14 protein-coding genes and 1 tRNA gene are annotated in these 17,793 nt (G+C 65.8%); 8 read left to right on the top strand and 7 right to left on the bottom strand.

Going from position 1 to position 17,793, the window contains the following annotated elements:
* The first annotated feature begins 17 nt into the window (after positions 1-17).
* The gene (locus HB681_RS05725; protein WP_213953799.1) at positions 18-752 is read left to right on the top strand and encodes a transporter substrate-binding domain-containing protein; all 735 of its coding nucleotides are present in this window, start codon (positions 18-20) and stop codon (positions 750-752) included.
* Between the two features lie 127 nt (positions 753-879).
* Positions 880-2,178 (top strand): MFS transporter, encoded by a 1,299-nt coding sequence (locus HB681_RS05720; protein ID WP_213953798.1) that lies wholly within the window; start codon positions 880-882, stop codon positions 2,176-2,178.
* 24 nt (positions 2,179-2,202) lie between these two features.
* Here the strand turns inward: HB681_RS05720 and HB681_RS05715 are convergent, their stop codons facing one another.
* Both HB681_RS05715 and alaS read right to left on the bottom strand, forming a co-directional pair.
* Positions 2,203-3,228: a 2-dehydropantoate 2-reductase gene (locus HB681_RS05715; protein WP_213953797.1), complete on the bottom strand. Its 1,026-nt coding sequence runs from the start codon at positions 3,226-3,228 to the stop codon at positions 2,203-2,205.
* Between the two features lie 41 nt (positions 3,229-3,269).
* Positions 3,270-5,897, bottom strand: coding sequence for an alanine--tRNA ligase (gene alaS / locus HB681_RS05710; RefSeq protein WP_213953796.1), 2,628 nt, complete (start codon positions 5,895-5,897; stop codon positions 3,270-3,272).
* Between the two features lie 230 nt (positions 5,898-6,127).
* On the opposite strand from alaS, the gene HB681_RS05705 reads away from it, so the two are divergent.
* Complete coding sequence (locus HB681_RS05705) at positions 6,128-7,057, top strand: cupin domain-containing protein (RefSeq protein ID WP_213953795.1); 930 nt, start codon at positions 6,128-6,130, stop codon at positions 7,055-7,057.
* 96 nt (positions 7,058-7,153) lie between these two features.
* On the opposite strand, the gene HB681_RS05700 is transcribed toward HB681_RS05705, so the two are convergent.
* Positions 7,154-8,068 (bottom strand): hypothetical protein, encoded by a 915-nt coding sequence (locus HB681_RS05700; RefSeq protein WP_213953895.1) that lies wholly within the window; start codon positions 8,066-8,068, stop codon positions 7,154-7,156.
* A gap of 116 nt (positions 8,069-8,184) precedes the next feature.
* The gene (locus HB681_RS05695; protein WP_213953794.1) at positions 8,185-8,658 is read right to left on the bottom strand and encodes a MarR family transcriptional regulator; all 474 of its coding nucleotides are present in this window, start codon (positions 8,656-8,658) and stop codon (positions 8,185-8,187) included.
* Positions 8,659-8,712: 54 nt separating this feature from the next.
* On the opposite strand from HB681_RS05695, the gene HB681_RS05690 reads away from it, so the two are divergent.
* Positions 8,713-9,162 carry a cupin domain-containing protein gene (locus HB681_RS05690; RefSeq protein WP_213953793.1) on the top strand — a complete coding sequence of 150 codons (450 nt, stop codon included), beginning with the start codon at positions 8,713-8,715 and terminating at the stop codon, positions 9,160-9,162.
* A gap of 122 nt (positions 9,163-9,284) precedes the next feature.
* Here the strand turns inward: HB681_RS05690 and HB681_RS05685 are convergent.
* A tRNA-Gly gene (locus tag HB681_RS05685) sits at positions 9,285-9,358 on the bottom strand.
* A gap of 107 nt (positions 9,359-9,465) precedes the next feature.
* Here HB681_RS05685 and HB681_RS05680 point away from each other — a divergent pair.
* A complete protein-coding gene (locus HB681_RS05680) occupies positions 9,466-9,666 on the top strand; it encodes a hypothetical protein (protein ID WP_213953792.1) in 201 nt (66 codons plus the stop codon).
* Between the two features lie 47 nt (positions 9,667-9,713).
* Here HB681_RS05680 and HB681_RS05675 read toward each other — a convergent pair whose 3' ends face one another.
* The gene (locus tag HB681_RS05675; protein ID WP_256354148.1) at positions 9,714-10,994 is read right to left on the bottom strand and encodes an MFS transporter; all 1,281 of its coding nucleotides are present in this window, start codon (positions 10,992-10,994) and stop codon (positions 9,714-9,716) included.
* Positions 10,995-11,796: 802 nt separating this feature from the next.
* Between HB681_RS05675 and HB681_RS05670 the strand changes: the two genes are divergently transcribed.
* Positions 11,797-12,747 carry a cupin-like domain-containing protein gene (locus tag HB681_RS05670; protein WP_213953790.1) on the top strand — a complete coding sequence of 317 codons (951 nt, stop codon included), beginning with the start codon at positions 11,797-11,799 and terminating at the stop codon, positions 12,745-12,747.
* Positions 12,748-12,756: 9 nt separating this feature from the next.
* Here the strand turns inward: HB681_RS05670 and HB681_RS05665 are convergent, their stop codons facing one another.
* A complete protein-coding gene (locus HB681_RS05665) occupies positions 12,757-14,997 on the bottom strand; it encodes a sulfatase-like hydrolase/transferase (RefSeq protein ID WP_213953789.1) in 2,241 nt (746 codons plus the stop codon).
* 438 nt (positions 14,998-15,435) lie between these two features.
* Between HB681_RS05665 and HB681_RS05660 the strand changes: the two genes are divergently transcribed.
* Together HB681_RS05660 and HB681_RS05655 are read left to right on the top strand one after the other, a co-directional pair.
* Positions 15,436-16,299, top strand: coding sequence for an alpha/beta hydrolase (locus tag HB681_RS05660; RefSeq protein ID WP_256354128.1), 864 nt, complete (start codon positions 15,436-15,438; stop codon positions 16,297-16,299).
* Between the two features lie 16 nt (positions 16,300-16,315).
* Complete coding sequence (locus HB681_RS05655) at positions 16,316-17,791, top strand: wax ester/triacylglycerol synthase family O-acyltransferase (protein ID WP_213953787.1); 1,476 nt, start codon at positions 16,316-16,318, stop codon at positions 17,789-17,791.
* The last annotated feature ends 2 nt before the right edge of the window (positions 17,792-17,793 follow it).

Here is a 17,793-nt window from a genome sequence, read left to right as displayed (position 1 = left end):
CCCGCACCAAGCGACGCATGACAGACCCAGAACTCGCCCTCGCCTTCGCACCCGGCGGCGCGCTGCGCGCCTCCATCAACCTCGGCAACCCGATCCTGGCGAACCGCGACAAGTCGACCGGCGAGCCGGTGGGCGTGTCGATCGACCTGGCGCATGCGCTCGGCGAGCGGCTTGGCGTGAAGGTCGAGCTGGTGGTGTTCGAAAAGGCCGCGCAGTCCGTCGACGCCGTGCGCAATGGCAAGGCCGACATCGGCTTCTTCGCCGTCGACCCGGCGCGCAGCGAAGGCCTGAGCTTCACCGCGCCCTATGTGCTGATCGAGGGCAGCTACCTCGTCCGGCAGGACTCCGCGCTGCAGGACAACGCACAGGTCGACCACGACGGCCTGCGCGTGGCGGTCGGCACCGGCAGCGCCTACGACCTGTTCCTCACGCGCGAACTGAAGCACGCGGCCATCGAACGTATCGTTCACGTCCCGGATTGCCTGGCGGCATTGCAGGAGGGTCGGGTCGATGTCGCGGCCGGCATCCGCACCATGCTGGAGGGATGGGCGACACAGCAAGCGGACCTGCGCCTGTTGCCGGGCCGCTTCATGGTCATCCAGCAGGCCATGGGCATGCCGGCCAACCGCGGTTCGGGCGCCGCATCGGCGCTTGCCGCCTTTGTCGAGCAGATGAAGGCGAGCGGCTTCGTGGCTGAATCCCTGAAGCGGCACGGCATCGTCGGCGGCACGGTCGCACCGCCTGCGCCCTGACCCCTTCGAAAGCCACGGCAACGCGCGCGTCCTGGTCCGCGCGTAATCCCTGATTTTCTTGACGGCTGAATGTCAGCTTGGGTTTCTACGATGGACCCAAACCACTCCAACAGCCCGAAAGAGAGCCATGTCCACCACCACCCTCGCCCGCGGCGCTCCACAGACCGTTTCGACGTCGAAGCTGGGCGCCGTGCTGCGCGTCACAAGCGGCAACTTCCTCGAACAGTTCGACTTCTTCCTGTTCGGCTTCTACGCCACCTACATCTCGAAGTCCTTCTTCCCGGCCAGCAGCGACTTCGCCTCCCTGATGCTGACCTTCGCGGTGTTCGGCGCCGGCTTCCTGATGCGGCCGCTGGGCGCGATCATCCTGGGCGCCTACATCGATGAAGTCGGCCGGCGCAAGGGCCTGATCGTGACGCTGGGCATCATGGCCTGCGGCACGGTGCTGATCGCCTTCGTACCCGGCTACGCGACGATCGGCCTGCTGGCGCCGGCGCTCGTGCTGCTCGGGCGGCTGCTGCAAGGCTTCTCCGCCGGGGCCGAACTCGGCGGCGTGTCGGTCTACCTGGCCGAGATGGCGACGCCGGGCCACAAGGGCTTCTACACCTCGTGGCAGTCGGCCAGCCAGCAGGTCGCGATCGTGCTGGCCGCGGCGCTCGGCTTCGCGCTGAACGAGTCGATGTCGCCCGAGACGCTGGCCGACTGGGGCTGGCGCGTTCCCTTCTTCGTCGGTTGCATGATCATCCCGTGCATCTTCGTGCTGCGCCGCTCGCTGCAGGAGACCGAGGCCTTCCAGGCGCAGAAGCACCATCCGGGCACGCGCGAAGTGTTCCAGTCGATGGCGCAGAACTGGCGCATCGTGCTCTGCGGCATGCTGCTGGTGGCCATGACCACGACCACCTTCTACCTGATCACCGTCTACACGCCGACCTTCGGCAAGACCGTGCTGCACATCAGCGCCCGCGACGCGCTGATCGTCACATTGCTGGTCGCCGTCTCCAACTTCATCTGGCTGCCGATCGGCGGCGCGATCTCCGACCGTATCGGCCGCAAGCCGCCGCTGTTGGGCGTGACGGTGCTGGCCATCCTGACCGCCTATCCGGCGATGCACTGGCTCGCCGCAGCGCCCAGCTTCGGCCGCATGCTGGACGTGCTGCTGTGGTTCTCGTTCCTGTTCGGCATGTACAACGGTGCGATGGTGGTGGCGCTTACGGAGGTGATGCCGGTGCAGGTGCGCGTGGTCGGCTTCTCGCTGGCCTACAGCCTGGCCACGGCCGTGTTCGGCGGCTTCACCCCGGCCATCTCGACCTACCTGATCGACGCCTTGCAGGACAAGGCCGCGCCGGCCATCTGGCTCAGCGTGGCTGCGGCCTGCGGGCTGGCGGCGACGCTGATGCTGTACCGCAAGGGTGGCCACACCGACTGAGGAGACCTGACGGATGGCCTTGGCTCAGATGCCCAGTGCATCGCACATCGCGTCGGGCGACAAGCGTGCGGGCGGCTTCGGCCAACCACTGTCCAGCAACTCGACCATCTTCGCGTTGCGGGGCGCCGTGCGGCCATGGGCCTGCGCGAGGCGCACCACTTCGCCGCACAGGGCATCGACCTCGGTGCGCCGGCCCAGTGCCAGGTCGTCCGCCATGCTGGAACGCGCCTTGGCATCGATCTTGAGCATCCGTGCCGCGACGATGCGGAACAGCCAGTTCGGCAACCGCAGCAGCGTGGGCAAGCGCCGCGCGGGCACCGCAGCCACCTGCGCCGGCTCGATGCCCGCCGCCTCCAGCGCGCTGATCGCTTCCTCCATCAGCGCCGCAAAGCAACGACGGTAGCCGTGCTGCAACAACTCGTCGCGCAGCGGCAGGCCCGACAGCGCGTTGACCGGGTTGTTGAGGTTGATCAGCAGCTTGCCCCACTGGACCGCGCGCAGGTCGGCCAGCAGGTCCAGCGGCACGCCGGCCTTCTCGAAGGTGGCCAGCCAGGGCCTCAGCGCGGCATCTTCGACCGACATGAGCCGGCCGGTCGTCCCGCGATGGAAAGCGCCGGGCGCGAGTTCCGCGATGTTGTAGGGCACCATGGAAGGCAGGACCGTCAGCCGCGGCGCTGCCTTCGACGCGATGGCCGCATTGGAGATACCGTTCTGCAGCGAAAGCACCATGATGCCAGCCGGCAGCGCAGCGCCGAGTTCTGCGGCCGCCTCCGCCGTCGCGCCGCTCTTCACGCACAGCAGCACGATCGAAGGTGTCGCGCCCACTGGCACGGCTTGCGCGAGTTGTATCGCGCCGGCCTCGACCTTGCGCGTGTTGCCTTCCAGATCGGTGAGCGTCAGCCCATGCTGCGCCACGGCGTCCAGCACACGCGCACGCCCGACCAGCGTCACCGGAACGCCCGCCGCCGCCAGGCAACCACCGACATAGCAACCGATGCTGCCGGCGCCCATCACGAGCACCGAACCTGCGGGCGCGCCAGACACACCCATCGTGGCTGCGGATTGCGGGCCCCCAGCCCGGTCCGAGGCGATCACGCAGCGCGCTCGGCCACCCAGCCCTGCACCGACTTCAGGGCCGCCGCGAGGCCGCTGGGATCGGTGCCGCCGGCCATCGCCATGTCGGGCTTGCCGCCGCCCTTGCCGCCGACTTGCTGGGCCACAAAGTTGACCAGTTCGCCCGCCTTGACGCGGCCCATCGTGTCGGCCGTGACGCCGGCCGCGAGCTGCACCTTGGCGCCGTCGACGGCGGCCAGCACGATGGCAGCGGTCTTCAGCTTGTCCTTGAGCTTGTCCATGGTGTCGCGCAGCGTCTTGGCATCGGCGCCGTCGAGCTTGGCGGCGAGCACCTTGATGCCGTTGACGTCCACGGCTTGCAGCACGAGTTCATCGCCCTTCGACGATGCCAGCTTGCCCTTCAGCGCGCCGACTTCGCGCTCCAGCGCGCGCACCTGGTCGAGCACCTGGGTGAGCCGGCCTTGCAGGTCCGTCGTCGGCGTCTTGAGGGTCTGCGCCACCGTGTTGACGGTCGACTCCAGGTCTTGCAGATAGCTCAGCGCATTGGCGCCGGTGATGGCTTCGACGCGGCGGATGCCGGCTGCGACGCCGCCTTCCCTGGTGATCTTGAACAGGCCGATGTCGCCGGTGCGGCTCACATGCGTGCCACCGCACAGTTCGCGGCTCGTGCCGATGTCGAGCACGCGCACGGTCTCGCCGTACTTCTCGCCGAACAGCATCATCGCGCCGGTCTTCTGGGCCGACTCGATGTCCATCACCCGCGCCTGCGTGGCGACGTTGGCGAGGATCTCGGCGTTCACGCGCTTCTCGATCTCGAGGATCTGGGCTTGCGTGACCGCTGCGCCGTGCGTGAAGTCGAAGCGCGTCTTGTCGGCATCGACCAGCGAGCCCTTCTGCGTCACATGCTCGCCGAGCACTTCGCGCAGCGCCTTGTGCATCAGGTGGGTCACGCTGTGGTTGCGCATGGTCGCGGCCCGGCGCGCGCCGTCGACCGCGGCCTTGACCGTGTCGCCGACCTTCAGCGTGCCCTGCGTCTGCGTACCGTGGTGGCCGAACACGTCGGCCTTGATCTTCTGCGTGTCGTCGACGCCGAACTGCACGCCTTCCGCACTCAGCACACCCTGGTCGCCGACCTGGCCGCCGCTCTCGGAATAGAACGGCGTGTTGTCGAGCACGACGATGCCGGGCTGGCCTTCCGTCAGTTCATTGACCGAGGCGCCTTCGAGGTACAGCGCGACGACCTTGGCCTGTTCTTCCAGATGCTCGTAGCCGGTGAAGACGTTGCCCGCGCCGGCGTACTCGACGTTGCGGTCCATCTTGAACTTGCCCGCCGCGCGGCCCGCGGCCTTCTGCTTTTCCATCGCGGCTTTGAAGCCGGCTTCGTCGACTGCCACGTCGCGTTCGCGGCACACGTCGGCCGACAGGTCGAGCGGAAAGCCGAAGGTGTCATGCAGCTTGAACGCCACTTCGCCCGGCAGCACCTTGGCGCCGCCAGCCAGCGCCGCGTCGAGGATCTCCATGCCATTGGCCAGCGTCTCGAAGAAGCGCTCTTCCTCTGCCTTGAGCGTCTCGGTGATGCGCTTCTCGTCCGCCACCAGCTTCGGATAGGCCTCGCCCATCAGCGCCACCAGGTCCGGCACCAGCTTGTGGAAGAACGGCTTCTTCTGCCCCAGCTTGTAGCCATGGCGGATCGCGCGGCGGATGATGCGGCGCTGCACATAGCCGCGGCCTTCGTTCGACGGGATCACGCCGTCGGCCACGAGGAATGCGGTGGCACGGATGTGGTCGGCAATGACGCGCAGGCTCTTGTTGTCGAGGTCCGTCGTGTGGGTCTCGCGCGCCGCAGCCTTCACCAGCTTGTCGAAGATGTCGATCTCGTAGTTGCTGTGCACGTGCTGCAGGATCGCAGCCAGGCGCTCCAGGCCCATGCCGGTGTCGACGCAGGGCGCGGGCAGCTTCTTCACGCTGCCGTCGGGCTGCATGTCGAACTGCATGAACACGTGGTTCCAGATCTCGATGAAGCGGTCGCCGTCTTCATCGGGGCTGCCCGGGGGGCCGCCGGGGATGTGCGGGCCGTGGTCGTAGAAGATCTCGGAGCACGGTCCGCAGGGGCCGGTGTCGGCCATCATCCAGAAGTTATCGGAGGCGTACCTGGCGCCCTTGTTGTCGCCGATGCGGATCACGCGTTCGGGCGGCAGGCCGATCTCTTTCGTCCAGATGTCGTAGGCCTCGTCGTCCTCGTGGTAGACGGTGGCCAGCAGGCGCTCGGCCGGCAGCTTGTAGACCTGCGTCAGCAACTCCCAGCCCCACTTGAGCGACTCGCGCTTGAAGTAGTCACCGAAGCTCCAGTTGCCCAGCATCTCGAAGAAGGTGTGGTGGCGCGCGGTGTAGCCCACGTTCTCCAGGTCGTTGTGCTTGCCGCCGGCGCGCAGACACGCCTGCACCGAGGCCGCGCGCTTGTAGGGGCGCTTGTCTTCGCCGAGGAAAACGTCCTTGAACTGGACCATGCCCGAGTTGGTGAACATCAGGGTCGGGTCGTTGCCGGGCACCAGCGGGCTGGATGCCACGACCGTGTGGCCCTTCGAGGCGAAGAAGTCGAGGAATGACTTGCGGATGTCGGCGACAGAAAAAGTGGTCTGGGTCATCGGGACTTGCTTCCGACGTCAGGCGCAGGATTTGCGCCTAACTGGTTGATTTTTTTGAACATTCGATTATAGGTTTCGCCCCCTTGGCAGGCCGCCCGCGACCCTGGGTAGGGGCATTGCCGCAAGAGCCGGGCCCGGGCTTCGACCTCTGTCGGGACTTCTTAACACTTTCAGCGTATTGCGAACGTTGAGAAACCAGTATTGGCGTTCATTCGCTACGATCCCACCCTATGTCTCAAAACTCGCCCGATCCGGGCGCCCAATACAGCGTGCGGCCCGTCGACGAGGCGGGCTTCACAACCAGTCGGGTCGCCAGGCTGCAACACAACTTCCATGAACACCCGATGCTGCAATTGCCGGCATTGGCCCAGTTGGCGAAGTCCCTGGAGCCCTTGAAGCAGTGCCGCTTCGTGCGTCGGAACATCACGCAGGGCTCGAGCTTCAAGCACGACTACCAGCATCCGGACGGCCTGAGCATCGACGAGGTGTTCGAACGCATCCATGAGCCGCACTCCTGGATCGCGCTCTACAACATCGAGGCCAACCCCGACTACGCCCACCTGCTCGGGCAGATCGTTGACACGGTGCGTCCGCAGATCGAGCGCGAGCAGCCGGGGATCTTCCTGATCAACGGCTTCATGTTCATCTCCGCGCCGCCATCGGTCACGCCCTTCCACATCGACCGCGAGAACAACTTCTGGCTCCAGCTGCATGGCCGCAAGACCATGAACGTGTGGGACCACACCGACCGCGAAGTGGTGGATGCCGCGACGGTGGAAGACTTCATCGTCGACAAGACGCTGAGCCGGGTGCGCCTGAAGGAGGAGTTCCGCCCGCGCAGCCATGAGTTCGACACGGGGCCAGGCGACGGCGTCTACTTTCCCAGCCTGTCGCCGCACATGACCCGCTCGGAGCCCGACTGGGTGACGCCCGGCAACGGCGTTTCCGTGTCGCTGGGAGTCACGTTCTACACCTCGGTCACGCGCCAGCATGCCCGCGTCTACCAGGTCAATCGCCTGATGCGCAACGCCCTGAAGCTGCAACCGCGCGAACCCGGCGAGTCGGCCTTGCGCGACGGCCTCAAGGCCAGCCTGGGCGGCCTGGTCGGCGCGGCGCACTACCGCCGCACCGGCGCCGAGGCGCCACCCGGCGTCTACTGAGCCTTCCGGGCAGGACTTGGCGCGGCCTGGGCCCGCGCAATCAAGCTGGTCGGGATGGCAAGACCACTTCGCCCGGGGACCGGCCCCACTGCGGCATCAAAAACTCGCTGCCAGCCCGAGCGATACGCCCGAGACGTTGTTCCCGAACACATAGCGCACCACCGCGCGCAGCCGCGTGACGAAGACATCGTGCGCGCTGGTGTCCAGTTCGAGCCCGAGACCCAGCGTGGTCAGGCGGTCGAAGCCCAGGATATCGGCCTGGCTGCCGAGGTAGCGCGAGTGCGAAAACTCCAGCACATAGCGCAACGGCCGGTCCAGCGCCATCAGCCCGGTGGGTGCGCGGTAGCGGGCCCAGACATTGGCGGTGCGCGCCGAGGCGCTGCCCTGCAAGGACGGGTTGTCGACACCGTAGGTTTTCAGGCGGATGTCGGTGTAGCGCAGCTCCACGTCGACCTCGTAGTCCTCCCGGTAATGCTCCCAGTCGAGCATGACGGCGCCGCCCAGGCCATAGACATCGAGACGTCCGCCGTTGATGAACTCGATCTGCCGGTCGGTGACATGGTTCACGTAGGCCTGCGCAACGCGCAGGTCGCTGGCCACGGTGCCGAGCGAAAAATTGAAGATCGGCCTGAAGGCGAGCTCCGACGTGATCGGGAAATCCCAGCCAATGCCGCCGGTTCCGCTCAGGGTGTTCCATCGGGTCGGCAAGCGGCGCGATTCGGTGCCGTCGCTGGCGACGAAGACCGGGTCATAGCGGCTGTAGGCCGCCGCGCCCTCCAGGTAAAGGGGAAACGACTTGCTGAAGGTGAAGCCCCCGCCCAGCTGCGTCATGAAGATGCCGTTGCTATCGCTGCTGGCGTTCTTGATCGACAGGTTGCTGGAGGTGAGGTCGGGCACCACTGAATACGACATCAGCGCCAGCACCCCATTGGCCTGGTCCTGCACCCTGGGCCCCAGGATGTTGAGGTTCTGAGCCCACACGCCTGCGGGCGACACCGCGCACGCAACCATTGCCAGGCCGCACCAGAAACGAGCAGACATTCTTCGATTGCCCTCGAGCGTTGTTGTTGGTTGTAAGACCGGCATGCTAATGGCAAGGCGCATGCCAAGCCAAGCCTCCCCAAAGACTAGTTGACCTTGCCGAGCTGCTTCGACAGCTCGTGCAGCGTCTGGCGCAATTCCTCGAAGCGCTCCTTGCCGAGCAGCGCGGCCCACTCTCCCTCGACGGTGGCCACGCACTCGCGGATTTGCTCGATCAGGCGCCAGCCTCTGGCGGTGAGGTGAACGACACGCGTGGCCACGTCGGCCCCGTCGCGCCGCTCGATCAGGTCCTGCCGCTCCAGGCTCGCAAGCACGTAGTTCATGGCTTGGCGCGTCATGTCGCACCGGCGCGAAAGCTCGGCCGGACGCAGGCCGTCCGGTCCTGGAAACAGGAACACGCGCAGCTCCGTCATCGTGACCTGGAAGCCATGTGCCTGCAGCGATTCGAGCATGCGGCCGACCATCACCTCGTGCGGCAGGCGCAGCAGCGAACCGATCATCGGGGTGATGACCAACGGCTTCACGTTGCGCACGCGGGTCGTCTTTCTGGTGGTTGACATTTGCGTAAAGTATTTGTACTGTTGCGTACAGATTTTTTACACGAGGAGTGTGCCATGAGTGAAGCCATTGCGTCCACGGAACAGGAAGTCATTCACGTCGGCCAGATCGAGATCCGCTACCTGCACGAGGCCGGCAGCGGCCGCCAGATCGGCTGCTTCGAAATGCTCGTTCCACCGGGTTCCAACGTGCCGCCGCCCCACAGCCATTCGGCCAACGAGGAGTTGGTCTATGCGCTGGAGGGGATCCTGCGCTACTCCGTGGGCGGCGAGACCCGCGACCTTCGGCCCGGCGACTCGATGACGACACCGCGCGGCGTGGTCCATGCCTTCAGCAATCCGCATGCCGCCCCGGCGCGTGCGCTGGTGATCAACACGCCGGACATCGGCGCGGCGTACTTTCGCGAAGTCGGCGCGATCATCGGCGCCGGCGGGCCGCCGGACAAGGCAAAGCTGATGGCGACGATGCAGCGCTTCGGGCTGGTGCCCGCCGCGCCGCCGGGCTGAGGAGCCGCAACTTGCAGGAAGAACGGCCTGCGCAGCAGGAATTCCACGACCTCGATTCGGGCCCGGCGCCTTCTGCATGGCCAACGAAAAAGCCCCTTGCGGGGCCTTGGCGCGGATTCGATTGGAGCGGGTGAAGGGAATCGAACCCTCGTATGAAGCTTGGGAAGCTGCCGTTCTACCATTGAACTACACCCGCGTTGGCCACAATTCTAGCGGCTGTCCCGAAGGTCACCTCGACGTCGTGGCGGTTGCGTTTGCACAGGGCTGTCGATTGACCGCACGCTGGTCCAGGGACTCGCCGGCATGCTGCTCATCGGTGCGGCGTCGTGCTGCCTGCTGCGCCGCGACAGGCCGCGCACGCCCGTCACCCGTGCGCCGGCAACGCGGGCATCGCGCTCTGCGCTCTGGTCCCTGCGGCCTCGCCTGCTGGGCGTCAAGCTCCGGCGCCGGGCCTGGACCGCGGCGCTGGCCGTGACCGGCGTCCAGCTGATGACGGTCCGGTAGCGATGCGCCGGCATCGCCGGAACGACGCCAGCACGCCCCGCCTCGTTTCAGTGCACTGCTACGCGGGGACCTGACAGCGCCGGCCGCTTGCTGCCGACCACCACGAACATCAGGATGGCGGCGAGGACGTAGCAGGCCGCCACCACATACATGCTCATGTTCCCGTTGCCGGTCGCCTTGGTCAGGGCGGCGTTCATCGACGGGGCGACCGACGGGCCGAAGGCGCCGAGGCTGCTGATGAGCGCGATGCCGCCGGCGGCCGACGCCTTTGGCAGGTATTCGGTCGCGGCGGCCCAGAACAGCGGGGTGGTCGCGGCATAGACCGCCGTCAGCGACAGGCCGGCCATCGAAAGTTGCAGGTTGCCTTGCGTCATGGTCATCATCCAGAGGCCGCACGCAGCCAGCAGCGCCGCGACGCCGAAGTGCAGGCGACGGTCCCTGAGCTTGTCGGAACTGCGGCCGAACAGCACCATGCTGAACACGCCGACCATGTTCGGAATGGCCGACAGAAGGCCCACCGTGAAGAGGTCAGCGACGCCCCCGCTCTGGATGAGCGTGGGCTTCCAGAAGACGATCGTGTAGGCGCATCCCATCAGCAGGAAATAGACCAACGCGAAGGCGTAGACCTTCGGGTCCCGCAGCAGCTGCCCGAACGAATGCCCCTTGTTGTCACCGGTGCTGGCATCCTGTTCCAAGTTGTAGTTCAGGAGCGCCTTTTCGCTGTCGCTCAGCCATTTTGCGCCGGCAGGCCTGTCGTCCAGCCAGACATAGATGATCACGCCGAGAATCGTGGCGGGCAGCCCCTGGACAAGGAACAGCCACTGCCAGCCATGCCAGCCGTTCATGCCTTCCATGTACTTGAGGGTCGCGCCCGAGAGGGGCCCTGCGGCAATGCTGATCAGGCTGGTGGCCGTCATGAAAATGGCGATCACCTGTCCACGCCGCACTGACGGATACCAGAAGGTGAAGTACAGGATCACGCCCGGAAAGAAGCCCGCTTCGCAGGCACCCAGCAGGAAGCGCACGATGTAGAACTGCGTGGGCGTGGTCACGAACATCATGCCCGCCGCCATCAAGCCCCAGAGGACCATGATGCGCAGCAAGGTCTTGCGTGCTCCGATCTTGACCAGCAACAGGTTGCTGGGCACCTCGAAGATCAGGTAGCCGACGAAGAAAATTCCGGCGCCCAGCGCGTAGACCTCGTCGCCCCAGGGCAGGGACTTCTTCATGCCGAGCTGGGCATACCCGATGTTGACGCGATCGAGGTAGGCGATCATGTACCCGAACAGAAGAACGGGAATGAGCCGCCAGCCTATCTTTCTGTACAGGGCTTCCTGCCGGCTGGGATCGGCCGTCGAGGATGCCCTGCCGTCGGCACCGTGGTGGATATGGTGCTCAATTTTTCCTCCTCCTGATGAAAGCCGCCTCTCCGGGCGGCGAATGAAGGGCGCCTGCGACGACGCCCGGAACTACATGAGCGGGATGTGCCCGAGTGCGGCGGCAAGCGGCGCCGTCCGCGCGCTCGCGGTCAGTGGGATTGGGGCGGGAGGTGGGATCGAGCTTGCCGCAGGCACCCCGAAGGCGCGCGGGCCGACCCGGCGCAAAGACACCGGTCGCTGTTCCTGACGATGAATTTCATGCAATGCCTCCTCTTGCGCCGTGCCGATCAAGTCGACCAGTGCCGTGTTCTTGGTGTCGTGATTTCGACGAGACGAGCGTCTCGAAAACCGCAACCTCTGTCAAGAAGGCCGAGCCTAGGACCTCGCGTTCAGCCTTTTGTGACTTCCACCTGACTCACGACCGCCTTCGCGCACAGGGCGCTCCTTCGTTCGAAGGATGCAAGCGTCGGCGGGGCGGATCGCGCTGCGGTGCGCGACTCCCGCGATTGGAACTCACGTACAGCTGGGACCAGAACAAGTGCGCCGGCCTGTCCAGCGACAGGGCGTGACCAACCGAGCGCCGCTTCCACCGCCGCGGCACACATCAGCGGACACACCCCACGCCACCGACTCACTCGGCCATTCGGCCAGTTGACCCGCCGCGAGCGAAGTGACAGATTGTGACTTGCGGGCACAAACTGTTGAACAACGCGTGCAAACGTGGCCGGTGTGTTCGCCATAGGAGTCAAACATGCTGGGTGAATTCGTTCCAAGGAGCGTGGCTGCAAAACTGGCAGAGCGGGGACGCGGCCTGCCGGAACACTTGATCGATTTCTCGCCGGACACGGTCAGGGCGTCCTACAACCGGCAACCCTTCCTGGTCAGCCATCACCTCGACGAGCATCCCGCCTTCAGGCTGCCGTCCCTGTTCGCGCTGTGCCGGCGCCTGCCGCCGAGCGAAGTGAAGTACCGGGTCGGCGTGATCCCGGCTACCGCGGATTTCGACTCCTCCTACGCGCGCTTCAGCAAGGGCCTTTCACTGGACGATGTGCTCGACCGTTTCGAGCAATCCAGGGCCTACATCTGCATCTACAACCCGGAGCGCGACCCGGCGTACCGGCCGATCCTGGAGGGCCTCCTGTCCGAGGTGGCGGCAGCCATCGACGAATGTGATCCGGTCATCACCTGGTATTCGACCTACATCTTCATCTCGACACAGGATTCGGTCACGCCCTATCACATGGACCGCGAGATGAACTTCCTGATGCAGGTGCGCGGCACGAAGACAGTGGCGCTGTGGGACCCCGCCGACGACGAAGTCATGAGTCCGGCGGACAAGGACCGGCTGCTCTCGATGTTCGGCAGCCAGCGGGCCACCTATTCGCCCTCCTTCGAATCGAAGGCGATGACCTACGAATTGCGGCCGGGGCTCGGCGTGCACCATCCCTTCATCGCGCCGCATCGGGTGACCACGGGCGCCGAGTTGTCGATATCGCTGGCCTTCACCTTCCGCACCCAGAAATCCGACAAGCTGACCAGCGCGCACGCGTTCAATTACATGTTGCGCCGTTGCGGCTGGCTACCAGCGGAAGTGGGGCACAGCGCGGTCGCCGACGAGATCAAGGTGGTGGCCTCGAATGCCGCGAAGGTGCCGATCAGCCTGCTGCAAAGGGCCTGGCGCGCGCGGCGCATGGCCACCTGAACGCAAGACCTACTTGTCGAGCCAGGGAGCGTCGGGCCCCGCTGAAGGATCGGGCCTCGCGAACAGCGACAGCTGGGCCCGCTTCTGCCACTCGAGCATGCGCGTACGGGCCTGCGCGAGTTCGTCCGCCGGCACGTTCTGCACCGGCGTCGCTTCGACCGGGTCCTTGTCGAGATCGAAGGTCAGCATCGGCGTGCCGTCCAGCGGGTAGAGGTATTTGCGTGTGCCACGGCGCGTGCCCAGCATGGAGCCGGTGATGCTGCTGGTGAAGTAAAGATCCCGATTCGCATCCACTGGCACCAGCAGCGACTGCCCTGGAAGCCGCGCCCCTTCGATCTGGTAGCCGAGCAGTTGGGCGATCGTGGGAAGAATGTCGATCTGCTGCCGCGCGCCCTGCACTCTCGTCCCCTTCAACCCGGGCACGCCGGGCGCATAGACCACGAAAGGAATGCGCACGCCTTCCTCATAGAGGATGTTGAACGATTGCTTGGCGTCGTGCTCCTCGAGCATCACGCCGTGGTCCCCCAGGAACACGAAGATCGTGTCATCGAGGACGCCGAGTTTCGCGTAGCCGTCCATCAGTTGGGCCAGCACGCTGTCGATGTAGGCCAGGCAGTTGTAGTAGGCCTGCAGAGAGGGCTTGTCCACGCCCTCGAAGTGGATCTTCTTCCACGTCGACGGAGTCCTGAAATCATGGTGGCCGACGTTCGTCATGATGGTTGTCATGAACGGTCGCTTCGCCTGCACCTGCGTCGCCGTCCAGGCCATGATCGGATCGACTATCTTCTCGTCGGCGATCCCGAAATAGGTCGGCCATTCATCGCCCGGCTTGGCAAGGTCGCGCTCTGATTGGACGTGCTCGAAGCCAATGGACCGGATGACTTGCGGGTCGCTCAGGAACTGAATGTCGGTCGGCGTGAAGAAGCTCGTGGCATACCCCGCCTCGCGCAGTGCCGACGGCAGCGACCGGATGCGCGGATGATTCTCGTTGGCGGCCGCCCATCGCGCCGTGCCTTGGTTGGCCAGCGGGTACTGCCCATCGAGCACCGCCACCCAGGCCATCGTCGTGCGCGGCGATACGACGCTCATGTCCTCGACCATCAGGCCTTGATCGGCCAGCCGCTTCAGGAACGGCATGGTGGGAAGCTGCGGCGTAGTCACGGTGCTCGACTGCGCGCGGATCGATTCCATCATCACGACGACCACGTTCTTCCGCTGCGTCTTGTCGGTGGCCTTGAACGTCATGCCCGCGCTATACCAGGGCGGCCTGCCGGTACGCTGGAATTCCTTTTCCACGTTGACTTCGGCTTCCGATGCTGCCGACGGCATGGCCGTCCTGGCCAGGGTGACCAGCGTCCCCTCGGCATAGCGGTGTACCTCCATCACAGCGGGAGAAGGCGCCGGAAGCAGGAGCGCCAGCGTCCCGACCAGCGCAATGGCGCCGCCAACGTACGCCTGCGGCCCGGTGACCACCGGTTGGCGCACGAGCGCACGTTGGCGCCAGGTCCAGGCCAGCGCGAGGACGACGCCGCCCACCAGCCCCACCACGCGGAAAGAGGTCACCTCCGACTTGACCAGGGGCACCATGTCTTGCGCGTTCTGCAACGCAAAAAGCAGCACCATCGTGTTGGCCGGCTGGCCCGTGGCGAACTGATAGGCCAGGTCGATACCCACCAGCGCGCACAGCGCGATGACGATGACCTGCAGCAGGGTGATCGTGGCCGTGTGCGCGATGCGCGGGGCGAGCCGGATCACGGCGCCGAACACCAGCACCGTGGCGGCAATCGACAAGGCATCGCGCCAAAGACAGACCGCCAAGGCCCAGCATTGGACGACAGCGGTGCTCGCCCACCTTGCCAACACGGGCAGCACACTCGTTCCCGGTTGACGCAAGGTAAAGGCAAGCGCGAGCCCGAGCATCACGACAAGAGCGACAGGCGGGATGACCCAGCGCTGGCGCCGGAAGAACAAGCGCTGAATACACCAGCCCACGAACAAGGCGGCCAGGAAGCGCAGTGGCTGGAACCACGCCAGCCAACCCGCGATGGCCATCGGGCCAAGGTCTCCCTTCGGCACCCCGTAGAGCCCGTCCATGACAAGGAGGGTCTTGGCAAAGGCCAGCCATGCGGCCAACGGAATGACCAGAAGAAATGCGAGCTTCCACGGTCCCATGCGTTGCGCGGTGCTATTTGCCAGTTCCCCGCCCGTCGAAGGCGGACGAACGTGCGCACCCGGCTGCGAAATACTCATTCCTGTTTACTCATTCCTGTTGCTCCCGAACAGCGCGGCACACGCCGATCGGAGCGTTGACGAGACGGGCCGGCAATCCTACAGGCGAAGTGTCAACAGAAAGTTCACAGAGGTAACGACGCCGGTAACCATCGCGCAATAACGCACGAGCTGGCTCCGCCCTTGCCTCGCTGATGCATCCAGCCGGTTCGACAGCTCGAAGGGGCAGCCGTTGTCGTGATTTTGACCACAGACCGGGCAGCGTTTTCACCTAACTGTCGCCACCGTTCGCATCAGGTGCTTGCGCACTGCATAGAGTGCTTGCCAATGCGTGCGATCAGACACGCCGTGAACAGGGGGGAACCAATGTATTCAATCGACACCGCCTCGGCAGAGGCACGAGCCCATGTATCCGACGGAATCGAGCTGGCGTATCAGGAGTTCGGCAGGCGTTCTGCCATGCCTCTGCTTTTGGTCATGGGGCTTGGCGGATCGATGGTCGCGTGGGACGACGAGTTCTGCCAGGCGTTGGCTGGACGTGGCTTCCGGGTGATCCGCTTCGACAACCGTGACTGTGGCCACTCCACCCGGCTCGATGACTGCGGCGTTCCCGACATGGCCTGCATGTTTGGCCAATTGGCAGCCGGCTTGCCCGTGCAGGCTCCCTACCTGCTCCCGGACATGGCCGATGACGCCGTTGGCCTGCTCGATGCGCTGGGAATCGACAGCGCGCATGTGGCGGGTGTGTCGATGGGCGGGATGATCGCCCAGGAGATGGCCATCCGGCACCCGCGGCGCGTCAGCACGCTGACGTCCATCATGTCGTCCACCGGCAAGCCCGGCCTGCCCCCGGCGCGGCCGGAGGCGATGGCGGCATTGATGACGCCCACACCGTCGGACTGGCCCGGCTACCTCGCGCGCCACCGGCGGGTCTGGTCGGTGCTTTGCGGCTACAAGTACCCGCTCGACCCCGTGCGCAGCGAGGCCATGGCGCAGCGTCTCTTCGCGCGCGGTCCCCATCCCGCAGGCACCGCGCGCCAGTTGGCTGCCGTGCTGGCGTCCGGAAACCGCAAGCCGGCGCTGGCCGAGGTGCGCATTCCCACGCTGGTCATGCACGGCAGCGACGACGCGCTGGTGCCCATGGCCTGCGGCATCGACACTGCGGAGGCCATTCCCAAGGCGCGGCTGCGCATCCTCGAAGGCATGGGACACAACCTGCCCTTCGAATTGTGGCCAGCCATCATCGACGCCATCGCGGAACAGGCGGGCGCGCCCGGGACGCCGGCGCCGCACATGACGAATCAACAGGTACTCCAGGACTGAAGAGAAAATGATCCCGATGATCGGACAACCCAGGTTCCAGCAACTCAACGGCGAGGACGCGCGGCTGCTTGCATCGGAAGCGCCGCATGCGCGCGCCCATGCCACGCTGGTCCACATCTACGACCCTTCGACGGCGCCGGGCGGCATGGTCCGATTCAAGGCCGTCTTGGCGCAGATCGAGAGCCGGCTGCATTGCGCACCGGTGTTCCGGCAGAAGCTGCTGCACATGCCGATGGAAGTCGACCGGCCGTACTGGGTGGACGACGAGAGCTTCGACATCGAATCGCACGTCAGCCATTCGGCACTTCCCAAGCCGGGCGACTGGCGCCAGTTCTGCATCATGGCCTCGCGCATCCATGCACGCGTGCTCGACATGGACCGCTCGCCCTGGGAGATCCATGTCATCGAAGGGCTCGACACGCTGCCCGGACTGCCGCCCGGCTGCTTCGCGCTGCTCACCAAGCTGCACCACACCCTCATCGGCATGGACGGCACCGACGGCATCACCGCGCTGATCCACGATCACACGGCCCAGGTCGCGGTCGCCCCGCCGCCGGTGCCGTGGTTTCCGCGGCCCGCGCCACGCAGCGGATCGCTGTACCTGCGCCCCCGCCTCGGCACGCTCAAGGACCCGGCTGCCTTCGCGTGGCCCGTGATGCGCGCGTTCGAAGGACTGAGTTCGATGTCGCGCGTGATGGTGCACGGCATGCTGGAAGCGCCGGCAGCGAACGCCGTGTCACGGTTCAATGCCGTCGTGTCCGCGCGCCGCGTCTTCGAGACCCGGCTGTTCGAACTCGAGACTTTCCGCCAGATGCGCGGACTGGCACGCGACGCGGCCGTCAACGATTGCGTGCTCGCGGTGTGCGGCGGCGCATTGCGGCGCTACCTGGACCAGCACGGCGAACTGCCTGAACTGAGCATGTCGGCGGTCGTCCCCTATCTCAACATGAACGCGACCTACGCCCAGTCGCAGCGCTACAAGATCGGCCGGGTGCGGGTCGACCTGGGCACCACCATCGACGATCCGGCCGAGCGCCTGGCGCATATCTGTGCACAGACCTCCAGCTTGCGCGCTCGCGCGGTGGGCGCACGCGACCTGATCGATGGCGACAAGCATTCGTCGTCGGCCACGCTGGCCCTGTCGGGCAAGGTGCTGAGCATGGCGCAGTCGGACCAGCGCCAACTGGCGCCGCTGGCCAACTGCTCGATCATCAATGTGCCGGGGCCTTCCACGCCGCTGTACCTGGTCGGCGCCCGCCTCGCACGCTTCACCGGCCTGATGCCGATCTGCGACGGCATGGGCCTGGTGCTGGCGGCCACCAGCTACGACGGCGGGATGAACATCTCCGTCACCTCGTGCCGCGAGCAGTTGACCGATCCGGCGGCTTTCGCGCAATGCCTGCAGGAGAGCTTCGACGAGTACGCGGCGGCGGTCGAGACAAGGCGCGCGCAGGCCGGGAAGAAGCGCCCGGCCCGTGCCGTGTCAAAGTGAGG

The organism is Variovorax sp. dw_954, assembly GCF_018449755.1.
Classification (GTDB): domain Bacteria; phylum Pseudomonadota; class Gammaproteobacteria; order Burkholderiales; family Burkholderiaceae_C; genus Variovorax.
This window is presented reverse-complemented; position numbering and strand designations above follow the sequence as displayed.